This is a genomic window from Glutamicibacter sp. JC586, assembly GCF_009805585.1.
In the GTDB taxonomy this organism is placed as follows: Bacteria; Actinomycetota; Actinomycetes; order Actinomycetales; family Micrococcaceae; genus Glutamicibacter.
The window spans coordinates 214,700-230,436 of sequence record NZ_VHIN01000005.1 but is presented as its reverse complement, the minus strand read 5'-3'; the positions used below and the strand labels follow the sequence as shown (position 1 = coordinate 230,436).

The window sequence follows — 15,737 nt, the reverse complement described above, 5'->3', positions numbered from 1 at the left end:
CAGCTGAGTACTGATTATTTTTTGCTGAGATGTCGTGGCGGTTTTGTCTGATTTCACTGCCCACGAAAGGTAGTCTTGGTCACTGGGTCACATAGTGGTGGTCGGGGTAACAGCAGTTACGATGACCCCACTGATGTTGGTCCTGCATGACTACAAGCTGGTCTTCCGGAAACTTGAACGGAAGGTCAGCCGAAACCTTGAAGGACTTTTCGTGGCAGTTGAAATTCGATCTATGCAAGACATTGCTCAGTCAGCGATGCAGTCTGTGCGTGCCCAACGTTTAAGGCGTAAGAAGTATCGCTACTACAAGGGATATCAAGAACTCGATATTACTGTTCGCGGGGATGCTTTACATCTAGACACCTGCGTCGCACATGATGTGCAGGCTATATCGGTTCTGCATGGTCGCAATATCGTCGATTCACTAACACCACTGTCCTCAAAAGTGGTTAAGGTCAATGAGCGAGAGCTTCATCAAGTCCATGCCGAGATTCCACTAGCGCCGTTGTTGGACCAATGGCACGATTATCGTGAATCGTTGGCCGGCCTCGCCACTACCGAAGAAGCAGATCTGGATCCCACCGACGTTGAAGACGACGACGTGGAATTGGGCGATGCAGAAGTCGAGGAAGCCGAAGACAACGATGTTGTTCTGGAAGATAACTTGTACTCCGGAACCGTTCGTCTTGCGCTGTCATTTACCGTAGATTTTGACGCTCTACCGCTAGGCATTGCTTGGCTGCAGCTGACTGAAGATGGTGAGTTGCTTCGCCGTAAAATTGTCCGTGAACAGTTGAACGCGGGTGAGTTGGTCCTTGACGGTCCAGTGATTGCTCACCGGATTTTGGGGCGGTTCCCTTCAACGCGCGTCAGTCAGGAACTGCTTTACGAGTCCCAAGAACGCAGCGTTGGCCTGTACATCAACAAAAAGGCCGAGGTCGCCTTGGCGATAAATCGTCCGCTGCGTTTTAGGCACCGAATCCGTACCGATATCACTCAGGTCCACGGCGGTACTCTCTCCTTGGGCGGCGTGCTGGATACACAAAGTGATCGCCTCTCTTCGGTAACTTTGCAACTGGTTGGTCGTAAATCGCAGTTCGCCGTTCGGACCCCGGTCAAGCTGAGCTTTGATGAGGATCTGGCCTCAAAGAGGTTCGGCCGCGCTATCTACAACTGGTCGGCTTCCTTGGACTTCGCATCGTTCGACTGGAGCGAGGTGGATCGTGGAGACAACTACGATCTCTATCTGCTGGTGTCCTCTCAAGCAGGAGGTGAGCCATCGCGCCTTCGTGTGACTCGCACTCCCTTCGCGGTTCGAAGCACCACACGGGCCGGTGCCATCACCGTCGGGGAGAAGACGCTTGCGATCTCCCCATACTTCACCTTTAAAGCCAAATCTACTTCGCTCATCCTCGAAGTATTCGACAAAGAGGCTTTTGCGGTATTGAAGGACGCACACCAGCGCAGTTTCCCCATCGACCAGCCGTCGGATGCAAAGCCCATCTGGATCATTGGTGAACTCTCCTATAAAGCTCAAGACAACGCCCTGCATTTGTTTAAGTACCTCCGTAATGAACGCCCAGATATCGATGCCTACTATGTCATCGATCAAAATGCTCCTGATTTGCGCAACTTTGAATCCATGGACCACGTTGTATTCCACGGAAGTAAAGAGCACTTTGAATTGGCGATTCGCGCCCAACGTTTTGTCGGTACTCACCACGCCGACTATCTTTACCCGACGCGGCACCACAGTTTCTCTTCACGGTGCCGAGCGACCCGCGTATTCTTGCAGCATGGTGTCATGGGCACTAAGTGGATGGTTCCGAACTACGGTAAGAATGCGCCAGGCTTCGCCACGGACTTGTTCATGGTTTCCTCGGAACGTGAGAAGCAGTACATCGTCAACGATTTTCTGTATTCGCCAGACGAAGTCAAAGTTACTGGCCTTTCTCGTTTTGATGCACTACTGGCCCCAGAGCCGGCAACCAATGAGAACCTGTTACTGATCATTCCAACCTGGCGTGACTGGTTGCAGAACGAAGAAGTTTTCCTAGAATCCGAATACTTGGAGCAATGGAAAAACCTACTGAACTCTGTTGAGCTCAAGAGACTCGTAGACAAACATGACTTGGAAGTCGTGTTCTGTCTTCATCCGAATATGATGCAGTTCAGGGATCACTTTGCCGGTGCTCCAGCACGTCTGATCGTTCAGGGTGAGGTTGATGTCCAGGAACTGATCAAAACCGCTGCGGTCATGGTGACCGACTATTCATCGGTGAATTTCGATTTCAGCTTCCTGCATAAACCGGTTCACTACTATCAGTTTGATCGTGCGCGTTTCTTGGGCCGCAATGGTTCGCACTTGAACTTGGACGAAGAATTGCCAGGACGCATTGCTTTTGACAGCGAAACGTTGCTTGCTGATCTTTCAGATACGCTGGACCGCGGCAAGGTGATGGAGGAGCAGTACCGTCAGCGTGCTGATGTCTTCCTGACCCATCAGGACCAAAACAACTCTCGTAGAGTCACCGCAGAAATTGAAGCAGCGCAGTTGCGCAGCAAACCAAGCTCAGGCTGGCGTGCTGAACTACCGGTGAGATTGAAGAATAAGTTCCGTCGGCACAAACGGTACTTCGAGATCATGGAAAAGGCTTTTAAGCTATACAAGCTTGCACCGATGGATGAAGACCTGATCATTTTTGAATCTGGTCTGGGCCGTCAGTACGGTGACTCGCCTCGTTATATCTATGAAGAATTAGTGCGACAGGGAGACACCCGTCGTAAGGTGTGGGTCTACTCGGGAAAGCACCGCTTCACCGACCCCTTGACCACAACCGTCAAACGATTATCTCCGGAATACTTCTGGCACTTGGCGCGCGCCAATTACTGGGTCAACAACCAAAATTTCCCTCATTATCTGCAACGCCGCACGAAGGGTGTATTTTTGCAGACGTGGCACGGGACTCCGCTGAAGCAAATGGCATTGGACGTCCGAGAAGTCCATGGCCGTGATGAGGGGTACCTCGAACGTGTCACTCGCGCGACACGTCAGTGGACTCACTTGATTTCTCCCTCGCGCTACACCAGCGACGTTATGCGTTCTGCCTACGCGTTTTCCGGTGAAGCTGTAGAGCTCGGTTATCCGAGAAACGATATCTTGACCGGTGAGGACGCCGAGCAGATTGAGCAACGGGTACGCGATGAACTGGCCATATCAGCTGGGATAAAGACGGTCCTGTACGCTCCGACGTTCCGGGATGACGCTTCTTCGAGCCGTGGCAAGTTCAGATTCGATCTGCCCATGGATTTGGAAGAATTCGACCGGCGTTTCGGCGAGGATACGATCCTGATGCTGCGTATGCACGTTTTGGTATCAAATGCAGTGTCAATTCCCGAGAGCTTACGGCATCGAATTATTGATGTTTCAAGTCATCCTGATATTCAGGAACTGTACCTAGCCTCGGACGTATTGATTACCGACTATTCCTCGGTCTTCTTTGACTACTCTTTGTTGCGTCGCCCGATTATCTTCTATGCATACGACCTAGAAAATTACCGAGACAACCTTCGTGGTTTTTACTTGGACTATGAGAGTGCGCTGCCCGGGCCAATCGTAGAAGAAGAACACGAGCTTTGGGATGTACTAGCTGCTGCCTTGGCTGGGAATGACCTGCCGGGAGTGGACCGAGAAGAATTCATCAGGAAGTTCGCTCCGCACGATGATGGCAATGCAGCACGACGCGTCATCGAACGCTTCTTCAAGTAAGAGGGATGCAAGGATTTCTTCAAATGCCAATGGCGTCAGTTCCTTTAGGGGACTGACGCCATTGGCCTGTAAGAAATTGGACTAGCCTTGCGTGGGGCTAGACTCATTCACTAGGGCGAGTGTTTGGTTGATGAATCGGTTCATGCTCGCACCTGGGGAAACATCACCGAAGTAATGGTTGACCAATTCTTGTTGCTTGAGGTTTTCCTGGCTCAGAGCCTTACGGGCCATCTGGCCAATCTGTTGCACGTCTGAAGCGCGCAGTTCGGGCAGATGCGTCAGCGCTGCCGAGTCGTCCACGGTGGCCTCAGCGGATACCGGTTTCGTGACGAACATGGGTTTTCCCGTGGCGAGGTAATCGTAAGCGACCGCAGAGATATCTGTAATGCAGAGATCCGCTACGGACCACTGCCATCCCCAATGCAGCGAATCGTCAACTATGTATTGAGCCTTAGAAGATTCGTTGTGTGCTTGCAGGCTGCTCGCAATTCGTTCCAACGTCTGCTTGTACGTCGTGCTGTTTTGTCCCGAACGTGGATGAGGCCTAAAGATGATGTTAAAACCGCCATCATTGATCAGCGCGTCGATGAGTTTTTCACCGTGGGACTGCACAGAACCGTATCTCATGGAAGGCCGGTCGCCTTCCCACGTTGGTGCGTAGAGGATGGTTGGCAGTTCGTTGGTGATCTGTACTGGCGCTGGATAGTCTACGTCAATCTGTGGCCGGCCGATTAGGCGGCAACGCGATGACGCATCGAAATTTCGAAGGTGTTTTTCCAAGCGGTCTTTGGCTGCTTGACCGGCAGAAAATACGTAATCGTAGGCCTTGAGCTGGTTGGACCACATATACGCCTTTTCGCTTTCGCCGTGGCAAACGAAAACGTGGTTAGGTTCATTAAAACGCAAGACTTGGAAATTGCGAATGTTCTGGTTGGGGTAGAGCACCACACGAAGATCCTGCGATTTCATCAGCCGCTCAACGTCTTTGATTGAGTCTGCATAGTGAACCGGCAGACGGCACTCCTTACGCAGATGTAATGCTGTCTCAGGGCTGCGCACGATAATGACGACTGGAACAAACTCAGCCAAGGCCATCAACGGTTCGTACCATTGCCGGACTTGATAGGCATTGATCATTTCATCGGGGAAGTGCAAGGCGACCTTGTACCGTCCAGCCCCGACAGGTAAATGGCGTAGTTCTGAAGCATGGGTCTGAATGAACTTGAGGTTCCGTCTTGTTGCGATGCTCGTTTGCATCTTGTCATAGACTTTACCGATGGTGCTTACTATGTTCATTTATGATCCCTCACCACTTAATTAGACGCATAATCAAGCATAATTCCCCAGATCAGTTATTTCGGGATCCTTGTTCAGAGTCGTTGTGTGTGAAGCGTAAATGACTCAGGCATCCGTACCTTCCCACTGAATTTAGTTCTAAGCGGCCCTGCGCAGCGGAAGTTTCTCCGACTGGATCTCGCCAACAACAAGCTTGAGCGATTCGGTAAGGAACCGATGCATGCTTTCGCCGTGCGTGACATCGCCAAAGTAGTACTCCACGATTTCGTTGAAGTCCGCATTCTCTTCCGCTAGGGCTCCACGAACTAACGAAGGAAGATTAGCGGCAACTTCGCAACTCAGCGCTGGGAGTTTGGACAAAGCCGGTGAGTCAGTCACCATGGCTTCACGAGCCACAGGTTTGGTCACGAACATCGGCTTTCCCGTTGCCAAGAAATCGTAGGCAGCGGCCGAAATATCTGTAATGCATGCGTCCGAGGCAGACCATTGCCACCCCCACTGCGAGGAGTCATCGAAGATCAATTGCGCGCCCGAGGCTACGTTGGCGGTTTCGAGCTTCTTGCGAATTCTGTCCACTGCTTTGCCGTAGGCATCAGAACTCATACCTGAGCGTGGGTGCGGACGGAAGATGATGTTGAACCCGCCGTCATTGATCAATGCCTCGACCAATTTCTCACCGTGAGAAACAACTGATCCATACTTCATCGAAGGGCGGTCGCCCTCCCATGTTGGGGCGTACAGCACAGTTGGCAGTTCAGGGTTCAGCGTCGTTGGAGCCGGGTATGTGACATCAATCTGAGGGCGCCCAATTAGACGCGTGCGTTTTTGGGTTTCGAAATTACGTAGATGCAAGGCCAAGCGGTCCTGGGCAGCCCTTCCGGCAGTAAAGACATAGTCATATGCCTTGAGCTGGTTGGACCACATGTAAGCCTTTTCGCTTTCGCCATGGCAGATGAACACATGATCAGGTTCGTTAAAGCGCATCATCTGGAAGTTACTGACATTTTGGTTAACGTAGAACACCAACCGCAGGTCCTGCGAATCAACGAGTCGTTCGACATCTTCGATAGATGGCGCGTAGTGAACCGGCAGTGGGCATTCTTCACGTAAAGCTAGTGCGGTATCGGGGCGTCGAACAATGACAACTATGGGCAAGAATTCAGCCAGACGTTTCATTGGTTCGTACCACTGACGAATCTGATAAGCGTTGATCATCTCGTCGGCGAAGTACACGGCAACCTTGTATCGGTCCTCCCCGGTGGGAGCGTGAAAAAGTTCGGTTGCGTGATGATCAATGAAGTTTCTTTGACGCCTAGTGGCAAGGAACCGGGAGGCATGGCTTGTCACCTTATTCAAGGTATGAAACACCTTCATCTCTAATCCTTTACCACTAGTAATGCCCTGTTTCTCACAAGCATAAGGTGGAGAAGTAGTTAGGGGCTGTCGACATGCCTTGAAATCTCTATGTACCTAGCGAATTCGGAGCTTATGACCTAAATTCCCTCAGGTAGCGCGTTCCTCAGTTAGTAAATTTCGATAGTTGAGCGTTAAGCGATGGTGTTGCGGTTCTCTGACTTAAACTTGTTGCTGCGATATGCTGTGGTGAGTGCAACACCAACATCTAGGTTCTTTGGCTGGTTTCAGTTTGGGAACTTGGGTCGCGGCAAGCTAAGATGAAATGTCGGACTATGTTTAGTAGGAGTCATCATTAGCGAAAAGCGTTCTGATCGATCGTCACATGACGCACTCGATCGCAACTCGCCACTGGTTTTTTCAACCAGGGATCTCGGCCGTTCGCCGGGCTCTATGGAGACTCTCAACGTGCAGGTTCCGGCACCCGCAGATGTGGGAAACGCACTCATCGGCATTCGTGGAGGATCTGAGCTTGACTTAGATCTTCGCCTTGAAGCCGTGCATGAAGGAATTTTGGTATCGGGTACCGCTACAGCGCAAATTGCTGGGGAATGTGGACGATGCCTAGATCCTATCGAGTACGACTACGAGGCTGATATTCAAGAGCTCTTCTACTATGAAGAGAGCGAAGAATTCGAAGACGATGATGATGTGGATCAGTATTGGGTAGTCGGTGACTTGATTGACATCGATCCGGTATTGCGGAGCGCAGTGGTTACCGCCCTGCCGTTCCAGCCGGTTTGCCGGGAAGATTGCTTGGGGCTCTGCAATGAATGCGGAATCAACCTCAACGATGAACCTGAGCATCACCATGAAGTACTTGACCCACGTTGGGCAGCGCTAGCGCAGCTGTCCGACACAGTCACTGAAGATAGTGACAAAAACTAAAACGTTAGACTAGAGAGAAGAGAAGTAGTCGTGGCTGTTCCAAAGCGGAAGATGTCCCGTGCGAATACTCGTGCCCGCCGTTCTCAGTGGAAGGCTACCGCACCGAGCTTGGTGAAGACCGTTGAAAACGGTCGCGTAACCTACAGCCTGCCTCACCAGGCAAAGGTTGTCACTGACTCGGCTGGTACCGAACTGTTCCTTGAGTACAAGGGTCGCAAGGTCGCTGACGTCTAAGACATGTCTTCACAAGAAGAACTAATGAAGCGTCTCGGAATCAATATTGATTCCGAGACGTTTCGTCTTGCATTTACCCATCGCTCGTATTCTTACGAAAACGGTGGCATTCCAACCAACGAACGTCTTGAATTTCTTGGCGACTCGATCCTTGGTTTTTGCGTAGCTGAATACCTCTACGCAAAGTTCCCAGATCTAGCTGAGGGAGATCTCGCCAAACGTCGAGCCGCAATTGTCAGCACCCGAGCCTTGGCCATTATCGCTCGCGACTTGGAAGTAGGGGAGCACTTGCTCTTGGGACGAGGCGAAGCTCAGTCCAACGGAGCTGACAAGTCCTCCATCTTGGCCGACACCATGGAAGCGGTCCTAGGCGCTACATACCTGATTCAAGGTATGGACGCTGCGCGTGCCTTTGTTCTGCGCTTTGTCACACCATTGCTTGAAGACCCCCGGTTGGTCGGTGCGACCACTGACTGGAAGACAGTGATCCAAGAAGTAGTAGCATCGCAAAAAATGGGGGAGCTGCGCTACGACGTTGAAGGCTCAGGTCCAGACCACGCCCGTACCTACCTGGCGGTTCTGCGTATTGCCGACAAGGGCTATGGCCAAGGTCAAGGCCCGTCCAAAAAAGAAGCTGAACAGGAAGCCGCCCGCCAAACATGGCTGCAGCTAAACCCTGGTCAGCAGATTCCTCAGCGTTAAGCACGGCCCGTGCCTGAACTCCCAGAAGTTGAAGTAGTCCGCCGAGGAATAGAGAAGTGGGTTCGCACCCGCACGGTTGAATCCGTACAGGTGTTGGACCCACGTTCTGTACGTCGTCACGTTGACGGTGTTCTTGACTTTGAAGAATCCTTAACCGGTTGCACCATTTCTTCGGTGGGACGCCGAGGGAAATTTTTGTGGCTCGGATTGGCCGGCCTCGAATCTGAGACAGTTCTCATGGCACATCTGGGTATGAGCGGACAGCTTCTTGTTGAAGGGGCGGAGGCCCCTGACGAGAAGCACTTGAAAGTACGGCTTTCGTTAAGTCAAGCCAAGGATTACCCCGACGAACTACGTTTTATCGATCAGCGTATCTTTGGCGGAATGTTCTTATCCTCGTTGGTTCCCACCAAGGACGGATTGCCCGGAGGCGTTGGAGTCCAAGAACCACTGATCCCGCAGGCAGCCGCGCACATTGCTCGCGACGTCTTGGATCCCTATCGCAGTGCCGAAGACCTCTATGTTGCTCTGCGTAAACGCAGCACTGAACTTAAGCGGGCGATCCTTGACCAGGCCGTGATCTCAGGTGTTGGAAATATCTATGCCGATGAAGCTTTATGGCAATCGAAGCTGTCCGGTCTGCGTAAGACTGCAACCATCAGGCGACCAGAAGTACAGCGACTGAACGAGGCACTGATCGACGTGATGACTCGCGCTCTAGCAGCCGGCGGTACCAGCTTTGACTCTCTCTATGTAAACGTCAACGGAGCCAGCGGTTATTTTGCTAGATCGCTTAACGCCTACGGTCGTGAGGGCAAATTTTGCCTGCGCTGCGTCGAAAACGGGGTGGCCTCGGTGATCCGCAGGGACGCGTTCATGGGCCGTTCCTCCTATACTTGCCCGGTGTGCCAGCCACGTCCTCGTGTGCGCTAGATAAATTTTCGGCTAAAACCCCGAGGGGTGAACTGTTAATGAGTTCGAGATAGAGAATCTCGGAGGCCTCGAACCGAGAACATGACTTTTCAAGTACATGGTGACATCACTCCCGATGCGTAACGCGCCTATGGCTAAGACATGCACGGAAGAGACCGCGCAATGTATTAGCGACTGCCCCTCAACGAGTCGTTAAAGAGCAGCCGCTCGTATCAGGCAGTAAGTGAACGAAGTACTTGCTCATTAAACGGAGCCCACGCATCAACGGCCCACTGACCAAAGTTCTTGTCGGTCAAGGTCACGCAAGCCAAACGGTGCTCGGGATCTACCCACAAGAAAGTGCCGGACTGACCGAAATGTCCGAAAGTGCTGGCCGGGTGACTGGCGCCAGTCCAATGTGGGTTTTTGGTGGATCGAATCTCAAAGCCTAGGCCCCAGTCATTAGGATTCTGCCGACCGTAGCCAGGCAAGATGCCCGCCAAATTTTCGAAGTGAACGTGAGTTGCGTTATCCAAGGTCTCTTTGGCAACGATGGTGGGGCTCAAAAGTTCAGAAGCAAATTTGGCTAGGTCTGCCGCGGTCGATTTACCGTCCTTGGCGCAACTGCCAGCAATCTCGGTTTGAGTCATTCCTAGCGGCTCAAAGACAGCTTCTCTGGCGTAGTCAGCCATGCTGATTCCGGTCTGTGCTTCTAGATGCTCAGCAAGCTTCTCAAAACCCGTATTGGAGTATCCTCGTTTGGTGCCCACGGCATAACGAATCGTTTCCGAATCAAAGTCATATCCTGCGGTGTGAGCCAGCAAGTGGTGCACTGTAGAACCTTCGGGGCCGGCCGGCTCATCAAGACTGATAGCTTCTTCTTCCAAGGCTACGAGGAAGGTGTAGGCGCTAAGTAGTTTGGTCACTGAGGCAAGAGCGTAAACACGCGAGGTATCACCGTGCTGGTCAACGACCGAACCCTGCCCATCAATCACCACGCAGACTGCGTTCTCGGATGGCCACTGCTCGATCTGGCTCAGAATGCTCATTGAATGATCTATCCCTCGATATTTCTTGACTGATATTGCGAGCAGAATCAGAAAAACCCAAGCACGCTTCGCTAGAATTGCGTGAAGGATCGAGTGTTACTACCCAAACCAACCATAACCATCTGAGCCAAACTTAGGAACTTCGCACCGTGCATCTAAAGACTCTCACCGTTCGCGGCTTCAAGTCTTTTGCGTCGGCGACAACCTTTGACTTTGAGCCAGGCGTCACTGCCGTAGTTGGCCCCAACGGGTCAGGCAAGTCCAACGTTGTTGATGCGCTTGCTTGGGTTATGGGGGAGCAAGGTGCCAAGACACTGCGCGGCGGGAAAATGGAAGACGTTATCTTCGCCGGCACCTCGGGGCGTGCGCCCCTGGGTCGTGCCCACGTATCGCTGACCATCGACAATGCCGATGGCCAGCTACCTATTGATTACGCTGAAGTTACCATTTCGCGCACACTCTTCCGTGCTGGTGGCTCAGAATATGCCATCAATGGAAACTCCTGCCGTCTACTTGATATTCAAGAGCTACTCTCCGACTCAGGTCTCGGACGAGAGATGCACGTCATTGTTGGGCAAGGGCAGCTAGACAGAATTCTGCACGCAACTGCAGAAGACCGCCGTGGCTTCATTGAAGAAGCCGCAGGTGTGCTCAAGCACCGTCGCAGAAAAGAAAAGACCCTGCGCAAGCTTCAGGCGATGCAGGGAAATCTTGATCGGTTGGAAGACCTCAACGCTGAAGTTCGGCGTCAGCTGGCACCACTTGGACGTCAGGCAAAGATTGCCCGCCGTGCACAGACCGTTCAACACGACGTCCGAGATGCAAAATCGCGCCTGCTGGCAGATGACCTAGTCTCACTGAATAATAAACTCGCTCAAGACATTGATGACGAATCGCAGATTCAAGCTCAACAGCAAGAAGCTTCTTCACGTCTTGAACGCGTCAAGAAGCACATCACCGAGCTGAATACTCAGCTTGAAGAAGTGACGCCACGGCTGGGGAAGATCCAAGACACTTGGGTAGCACTCAACACCCAGGCAGAACGCTACCGCTCACTCGCCGCTCTAGCTCGCGAACGCAGCAAGCTACTTGAGAGCAATGAGACACACTTTGATTCCAGTCGAGACCCAGAGCGTTTAGAAGCTCAAGCCCAGCGGGTCAGCGAAGAACTCGAAGAGCTAGAAGAAGCCGTAGAAGACCGACACGAAATTCTCGCCGAAGCCGTTGAAGCCAAAGAAGCTGCGGAAGAAGAATCCCGTGCGGAACAACAGCGTATGGCCGCGATGCTCCGTGCTGCCGCAGACCGCCGCGAGGGCATGTCTCGACTGGCCTCTCAAGTCGCTTCAGCTCGAAGCCGCGTAGATGTCACTCGGGCAGAAATCGTGCGCCTTGAAGAAAGCGTGCAGTCCTTTGACACGGACCTCGAACTGGATCAGCGTTCCCACGATGAAGTCAGCGCTGACTTGGAAACACAACTGGCCGGCGAAGAAGCTCTAAACGCGACATATGAAATCGCTAATCAAACGTATTCTGAGCTAGCCGAAACACAGCAGCACGATACACAGCGCGAACGAGAACTCAGCGTTCGCGTATCTGGTCTGCGTTCGAGACTCGAAGCACTGAAGCTGAACACCAAAGCCGATGATCAGTCCTCCAGGCTATTGCAGGAAGCCTCGCAGTCCCTACTGGGTCGTCTTGGCGAACTTCTTACGGTCAATAGCGGCTATGAGCAAGCCGTCGCTGCCATCTTGCGCGATAACGCAGAAGCACTTGTGGCCATCGACGTGCACCGTGCGCAGGAACTCCTAGAACAACTACATTCCGAAAGCGCCAGCGCCGTCTTCCTTCACGCACAAAATTCTGTAGTGCCAAAGACAACGCCCAAGGTCACCTCGGCCATTAGCGCTCGCGAAGTTGTCTCGGGACCGACGGAACTCAGCAGTCTGCTGGACCAACTGTTTGCCGGACACTACGTGATCGAGGAGCTGAGCCAAGGGCATCTGGCGCTCGCCGAGAACCCGGCAGCACAACTCACTACCCTTGACGGCACCACCTTGTCAGCGGTGCGAAGTTCTGTGGGTGATGCCGCGGGCGCGTCACTTATTGCGCAGCAGGCCATGGTGGAACAGACTGAAACCGAGCTCGCGGAGTGCCAAGAAGAACTTGCACAGGTCGAAGAGCGGATCGCTGAGCGTTCCCCGAATCTGTCTGTCGCGCAGCAAGATCAAGACGACGCGCGAAGTGCATTGGCCGAATCAGATACGACCATTGATGAGCTCAGCTCGTACCTTGCACGTCTGGGCGAGAAGTTAAGAAATGCGCAGGCTGATAAGCAGAAGCTTGTTCAGCGTCTTGATACTTCAAGAGAAAAACTTGAAATCGAGCAGGAGTCTCTTGAAGAGATTACTGAGCGTATGGAAATGGCTTCCTCAGATCAAGAGGAAGATACCATCGATGATGCGGCCCGCGCGGCCCTGGCTGATGCTGCTGCGGCGGCACGCCAGCAGGAACTCGAAGCACGGTTGGCATTACGTAGTAGCGAAGAACGTGTGACAGCTTTGCGTTCGCGCGTTGAAGGTTTGCGCCGAACTGCGGCAGCTGAGCGAAACCACCGTGAAGTAGCTGCGCGCCGAGCAGAACAGCGACAGGCTCAGGCCACTAATGCTGCTCGAATCGAAAAGGCCGCTGAACGGGTACTGCGCTTTATCGAAGTCTCGGTTTCCATGGCGGGGCAAGAACGCGAAGAACTATCAGCCAAGAAGTCCGAAGTTGATCAGTTGCTTGGCAGCCAGCGTACCGAGGCTGAACAGCTCTCAGCGGAGTTGGCTCGCCTGGCTGACGCTGTGCATAGGGATGAGATGGCGCGTGCTGAACTGCGGATGCGTATCGAAAACCTAGAAACCAAAGCCCTTGAAGATCTGGGCTTCACCCCCGATCATCTCATTGCTAATTTTGGTCCAGATCAGCTAATTCCTGAAGCTATTGACGATGATGATAAATGGGGAGCCCTTCGTCAGAATGTTGATGAAGATGGCAATCCATTGGGCACAAAACCCTTTGATCGTGTTGAGCAAGAGAAGCGTTTGAAAAAGGCTGAGCGTGATCTTGCTGCCCTAGGCAAAGTTAACCCGCTGGCTCTTGAAGAGTTTGCCGCCTTGGAAGAGCGCCACAAGTTCCTTTCTGGTCAGCTTGAAGATCTCAAGAAATCCCGTGGGGACTTGGAACAGATCATTGCAGATGTAGACGCACATGTGGAGTTGGTGTTTACCGAGGCCTATAACGACACTGCTGTTCAGTTTAAACGCATCTTTGACCGACTTTTCCCTGGGGGAGAAGGTCAGCTTGTGCTCACCGATCCGGAGCATATGCTCACCACGGGTATTGAGGTGGAAGCCCGTCCTGCAGGTAAAAAGATCAAGCGACTTTCCCTGCTCTCCGGCGGCGAGCGGTCGCTGACCGCGGTGGCTCTGCTGGTTGCCATCTTCAAAGCACGCCCTTCTCCGTTCTACGTGATGGACGAGGTTGAAGCAGCGCTAGACGATATGAACCTGGGCCGATTGATCACGATTTTTGAAGAGCTACGCGAATCATCGCAGCTGATCGTGATCACCCACCAGAAGAAGACCATGGAGATTGCTGACGCGCTTTATGGTGTGACCATGCAAGGTGATGGTGTCACCACAGTGATCGGCCAGAAGATGGAGCGAGACAGCGCGAGCCGTAGCGCCTAGCGACCTGCACCGTGATGGCAGACATCAGCGATAATCCGCTACCTGGTAGTTACTGAGCTGATCGCTGCACGTCGGGTGATCAACATACGCACGGCTTCCAGACGCTGCTGCGTGCGCACTTGTTGCGGGGCCAAACGAACCGCTTCTTGCATTGCTCTCTCTGCTTCAATCAATAGTCCGGATTTGATCAGGCATTCGCCCCAGCGCAAAAAGATTTCGGGTCTTTCTGGTGCTAACCGACTGGCCTGCTCCATGGCCAAGGCGGCCTGTTCGTAGTCCTTCCGCGCTGCATAAACGTAGCTGAGCCGAACTCGATATTGAGACCTATCAGGCGCCAAGGTTATGGCTTGATTTATGGACAGTTCGGCGTCACCCAAAGACTTGGCAGCGAGTTGCCATTCGCCCAGGCGCAGAAAATACTCGGGCTTCAGAGGCGCCAGTGCGATGGCTTGGTTCATGGCAGCGATTGCTTCGGTCCAGCGTTCTTGACCGGCCAATGCATAACTCAGATGTACCTGTGTTGCCGGATGCGCCCCGTTGTGTTTGATTGAGCTGTTCAGTGAGAGCTCTGCTTCTCGGCACCGGTCTGCTTTGATTAGCAACTCTCCGAGACGCCGATGAACGTCTGCGTTGTTTGGTGCGTATCTAACAGCTCGGCGGATCGCTCGAATAGCATCGGAGAGGTTTCCCTGCTTTTCATGGATACGACTGAGTCGAGCATGAGCTTGCGCGTGGGATGGAGTAATACCAACCGCGCGTTCAAACGCAAGTTTCGCTTCTTCCAGTTGATCAGCCTTAATTAGTAGCTCTCCTAGCCGGAATGGTAGGCGGGCGAGCTTAGGATTCATTGACTCAGCAGTGTGCATGTCGGCAATTGCTGCCATCAGATCCCCAGCGAGTGCATGGACAGCTGACCGCTTCTCATGAGGATAGTGGGTCAATTCTGTGTTGGCCTCGACGACTCGGTAGAAATTCTCAAGGTTGAATTCTCCGTGAGCGATTTCGCTCACCAGTCGCTTGAGCTTATATGTGTCGTTTAGGAAGAAGGACACTGGGTGTCCGCCGTATTCCAATGGTACGAGCGTTCCGTTGGTCATTCGTTCTATGCAGCGTGCGTGCTCTACGTCGATAGTATCCGGGCAGTAGAAAACGTAACCCAGGGCTTCACGGCATTCACCTGAACGAATGAAGTTGTATTTGAAGTCGAAAAGATGGCTTTCGTCGCCCCAACGGTCATCGGGCACTTCGCCGTCCGTGGAAATATCGTACAACGGGGACAGCGCGATGAATTTCTCGGCGCCGAGCTTAGAAGCGAAGCTGATAGCGGCCATGCCACCCATACTTCCACCATAAGTCACGAGTGTCGTTCCTTTAGCACGTTCTTTGATGATGTCAATAATAATTTCTATTTCTTCGGACTGATACCAATGATTTTTACTGCGCTTAACCAAAAATTCATTTAGACCTAGTTGCGCAAATATACCTCGCCCGTATCCGCCTTCGAATGCGCTTGGAATCACCGCGTCCATATATTTGTTTCTAGCTTCAAAAGTGACGATTGATATGGGGAAACCACCGTCATGGTAATCGAGTGAGAGGTCTTGTCCGGAAAATAGTTCTACGTGTTTAATGGATTTCTTTTGCATGCCTAAACAATAGCGACCTTTGTTTCGATCAATCAATTCATTAAGGAGGCGTGACGGGTTTTCAAGTGGTGAATCCCGCAGCCGGTGCATTGGCGGC

10 protein-coding genes are annotated in these 15,737 nt (G+C 52.5%); 6 read left to right on the top strand and 4 right to left on the bottom strand.

All coding sequences use genetic code 11. The features are described 5' to 3' along the window. The first annotated feature begins 121 nt into the window (after positions 1–121). On the top strand, positions 122–3,769 hold the full coding sequence (locus FJV47_RS04590) for a CDP-glycerol glycerophosphotransferase family protein (RefSeq protein ID WP_159610483.1): 3,648 nt from the start codon (positions 122–124) through the stop codon (positions 3,767–3,769). Positions 3,770–3,850: 81 nt separating this feature from the next. Here FJV47_RS04590 and FJV47_RS04585 read toward each other — a convergent pair whose 3' ends face one another. Together FJV47_RS04585 and FJV47_RS04580 are read right to left on the bottom strand one after the other, a co-directional pair. After that, positions 3,851–5,065 carry a CDP-glycerol glycerophosphotransferase family protein gene (locus FJV47_RS04585; protein WP_159610481.1) on the bottom strand — a complete coding sequence of 405 codons (1,215 nt, stop codon included), beginning with the start codon at positions 5,063–5,065 and terminating at the stop codon, positions 3,851–3,853. Positions 5,066–5,203: 138 nt separating this feature from the next. Next, positions 5,204–6,439 carry a CDP-glycerol glycerophosphotransferase family protein gene (locus FJV47_RS04580; protein ID WP_159610479.1) on the bottom strand — a complete coding sequence of 412 codons (1,236 nt, stop codon included), beginning with the start codon at positions 6,437–6,439 and terminating at the stop codon, positions 5,204–5,206. 432 nt (positions 6,440–6,871) lie between these two features. Between FJV47_RS04580 and FJV47_RS04575 the strand changes: the two genes are divergently transcribed. From FJV47_RS04575 to mutM, 4 genes are read left to right on the top strand one after another with little or no spacing between them, the layout of a single operon-like run. Continuing rightward, positions 6,872–7,366, top strand: a complete 495-nt coding sequence (locus FJV47_RS04575) for a DUF177 domain-containing protein (protein WP_159610477.1) — start codon at positions 6,872–6,874, stop codon at positions 7,364–7,366. 30 nt (positions 7,367–7,396) lie between these two features. After that, a complete protein-coding gene (rpmF, locus tag FJV47_RS04570) occupies positions 7,397–7,600 on the top strand; it encodes a 50S ribosomal protein L32 (RefSeq protein ID WP_060701450.1) in 204 nt (67 codons plus the stop codon). A 24-nt stretch (positions 7,601–7,624) separates the two neighbouring features. Continuing rightward, entirely contained in the window at positions 7,625–8,302 is a 678-nt protein-coding gene (rnc, locus tag FJV47_RS04565; RefSeq protein ID WP_235026339.1) for a ribonuclease III, read from the top strand. Between the two features lie 9 nt (positions 8,303–8,311). Then, complete coding sequence (gene mutM, locus FJV47_RS04560; RefSeq protein ID WP_159610474.1) at positions 8,312–9,235, top strand: bifunctional DNA-formamidopyrimidine glycosylase/DNA-(apurinic or apyrimidinic site) lyase; 924 nt, start codon at positions 8,312–8,314, stop codon at positions 9,233–9,235. 212 nt (positions 9,236–9,447) lie between these two features. Here the strand turns inward: mutM and FJV47_RS04555 are convergent, their stop codons facing one another. After that, positions 9,448–10,263 carry a serine hydrolase gene (locus FJV47_RS04555; protein WP_159610472.1) on the bottom strand — a complete coding sequence of 272 codons (816 nt, stop codon included), beginning with the start codon at positions 10,261–10,263 and terminating at the stop codon, positions 9,448–9,450. 149 nt (positions 10,264–10,412) lie between these two features. Between FJV47_RS04555 and smc the strand changes: the two genes are divergently transcribed. Beyond that, positions 10,413–13,994 (top strand): chromosome segregation protein SMC, encoded by a 3,582-nt coding sequence (gene smc, locus FJV47_RS04550; RefSeq protein ID WP_159610470.1) that lies wholly within the window; start codon positions 10,413–10,415, stop codon positions 13,992–13,994. 38 nt (positions 13,995–14,032) lie between these two features. Here the strand turns inward: smc and FJV47_RS04545 are convergent, their stop codons facing one another. Further along, entirely contained in the window at positions 14,033–15,640 is a 1,608-nt protein-coding gene (locus FJV47_RS04545) for a lipopolysaccharide assembly protein LapB (protein ID WP_159610468.1), read from the bottom strand. Between the last annotated feature and the right edge of the window lie 97 nt (positions 15,641–15,737).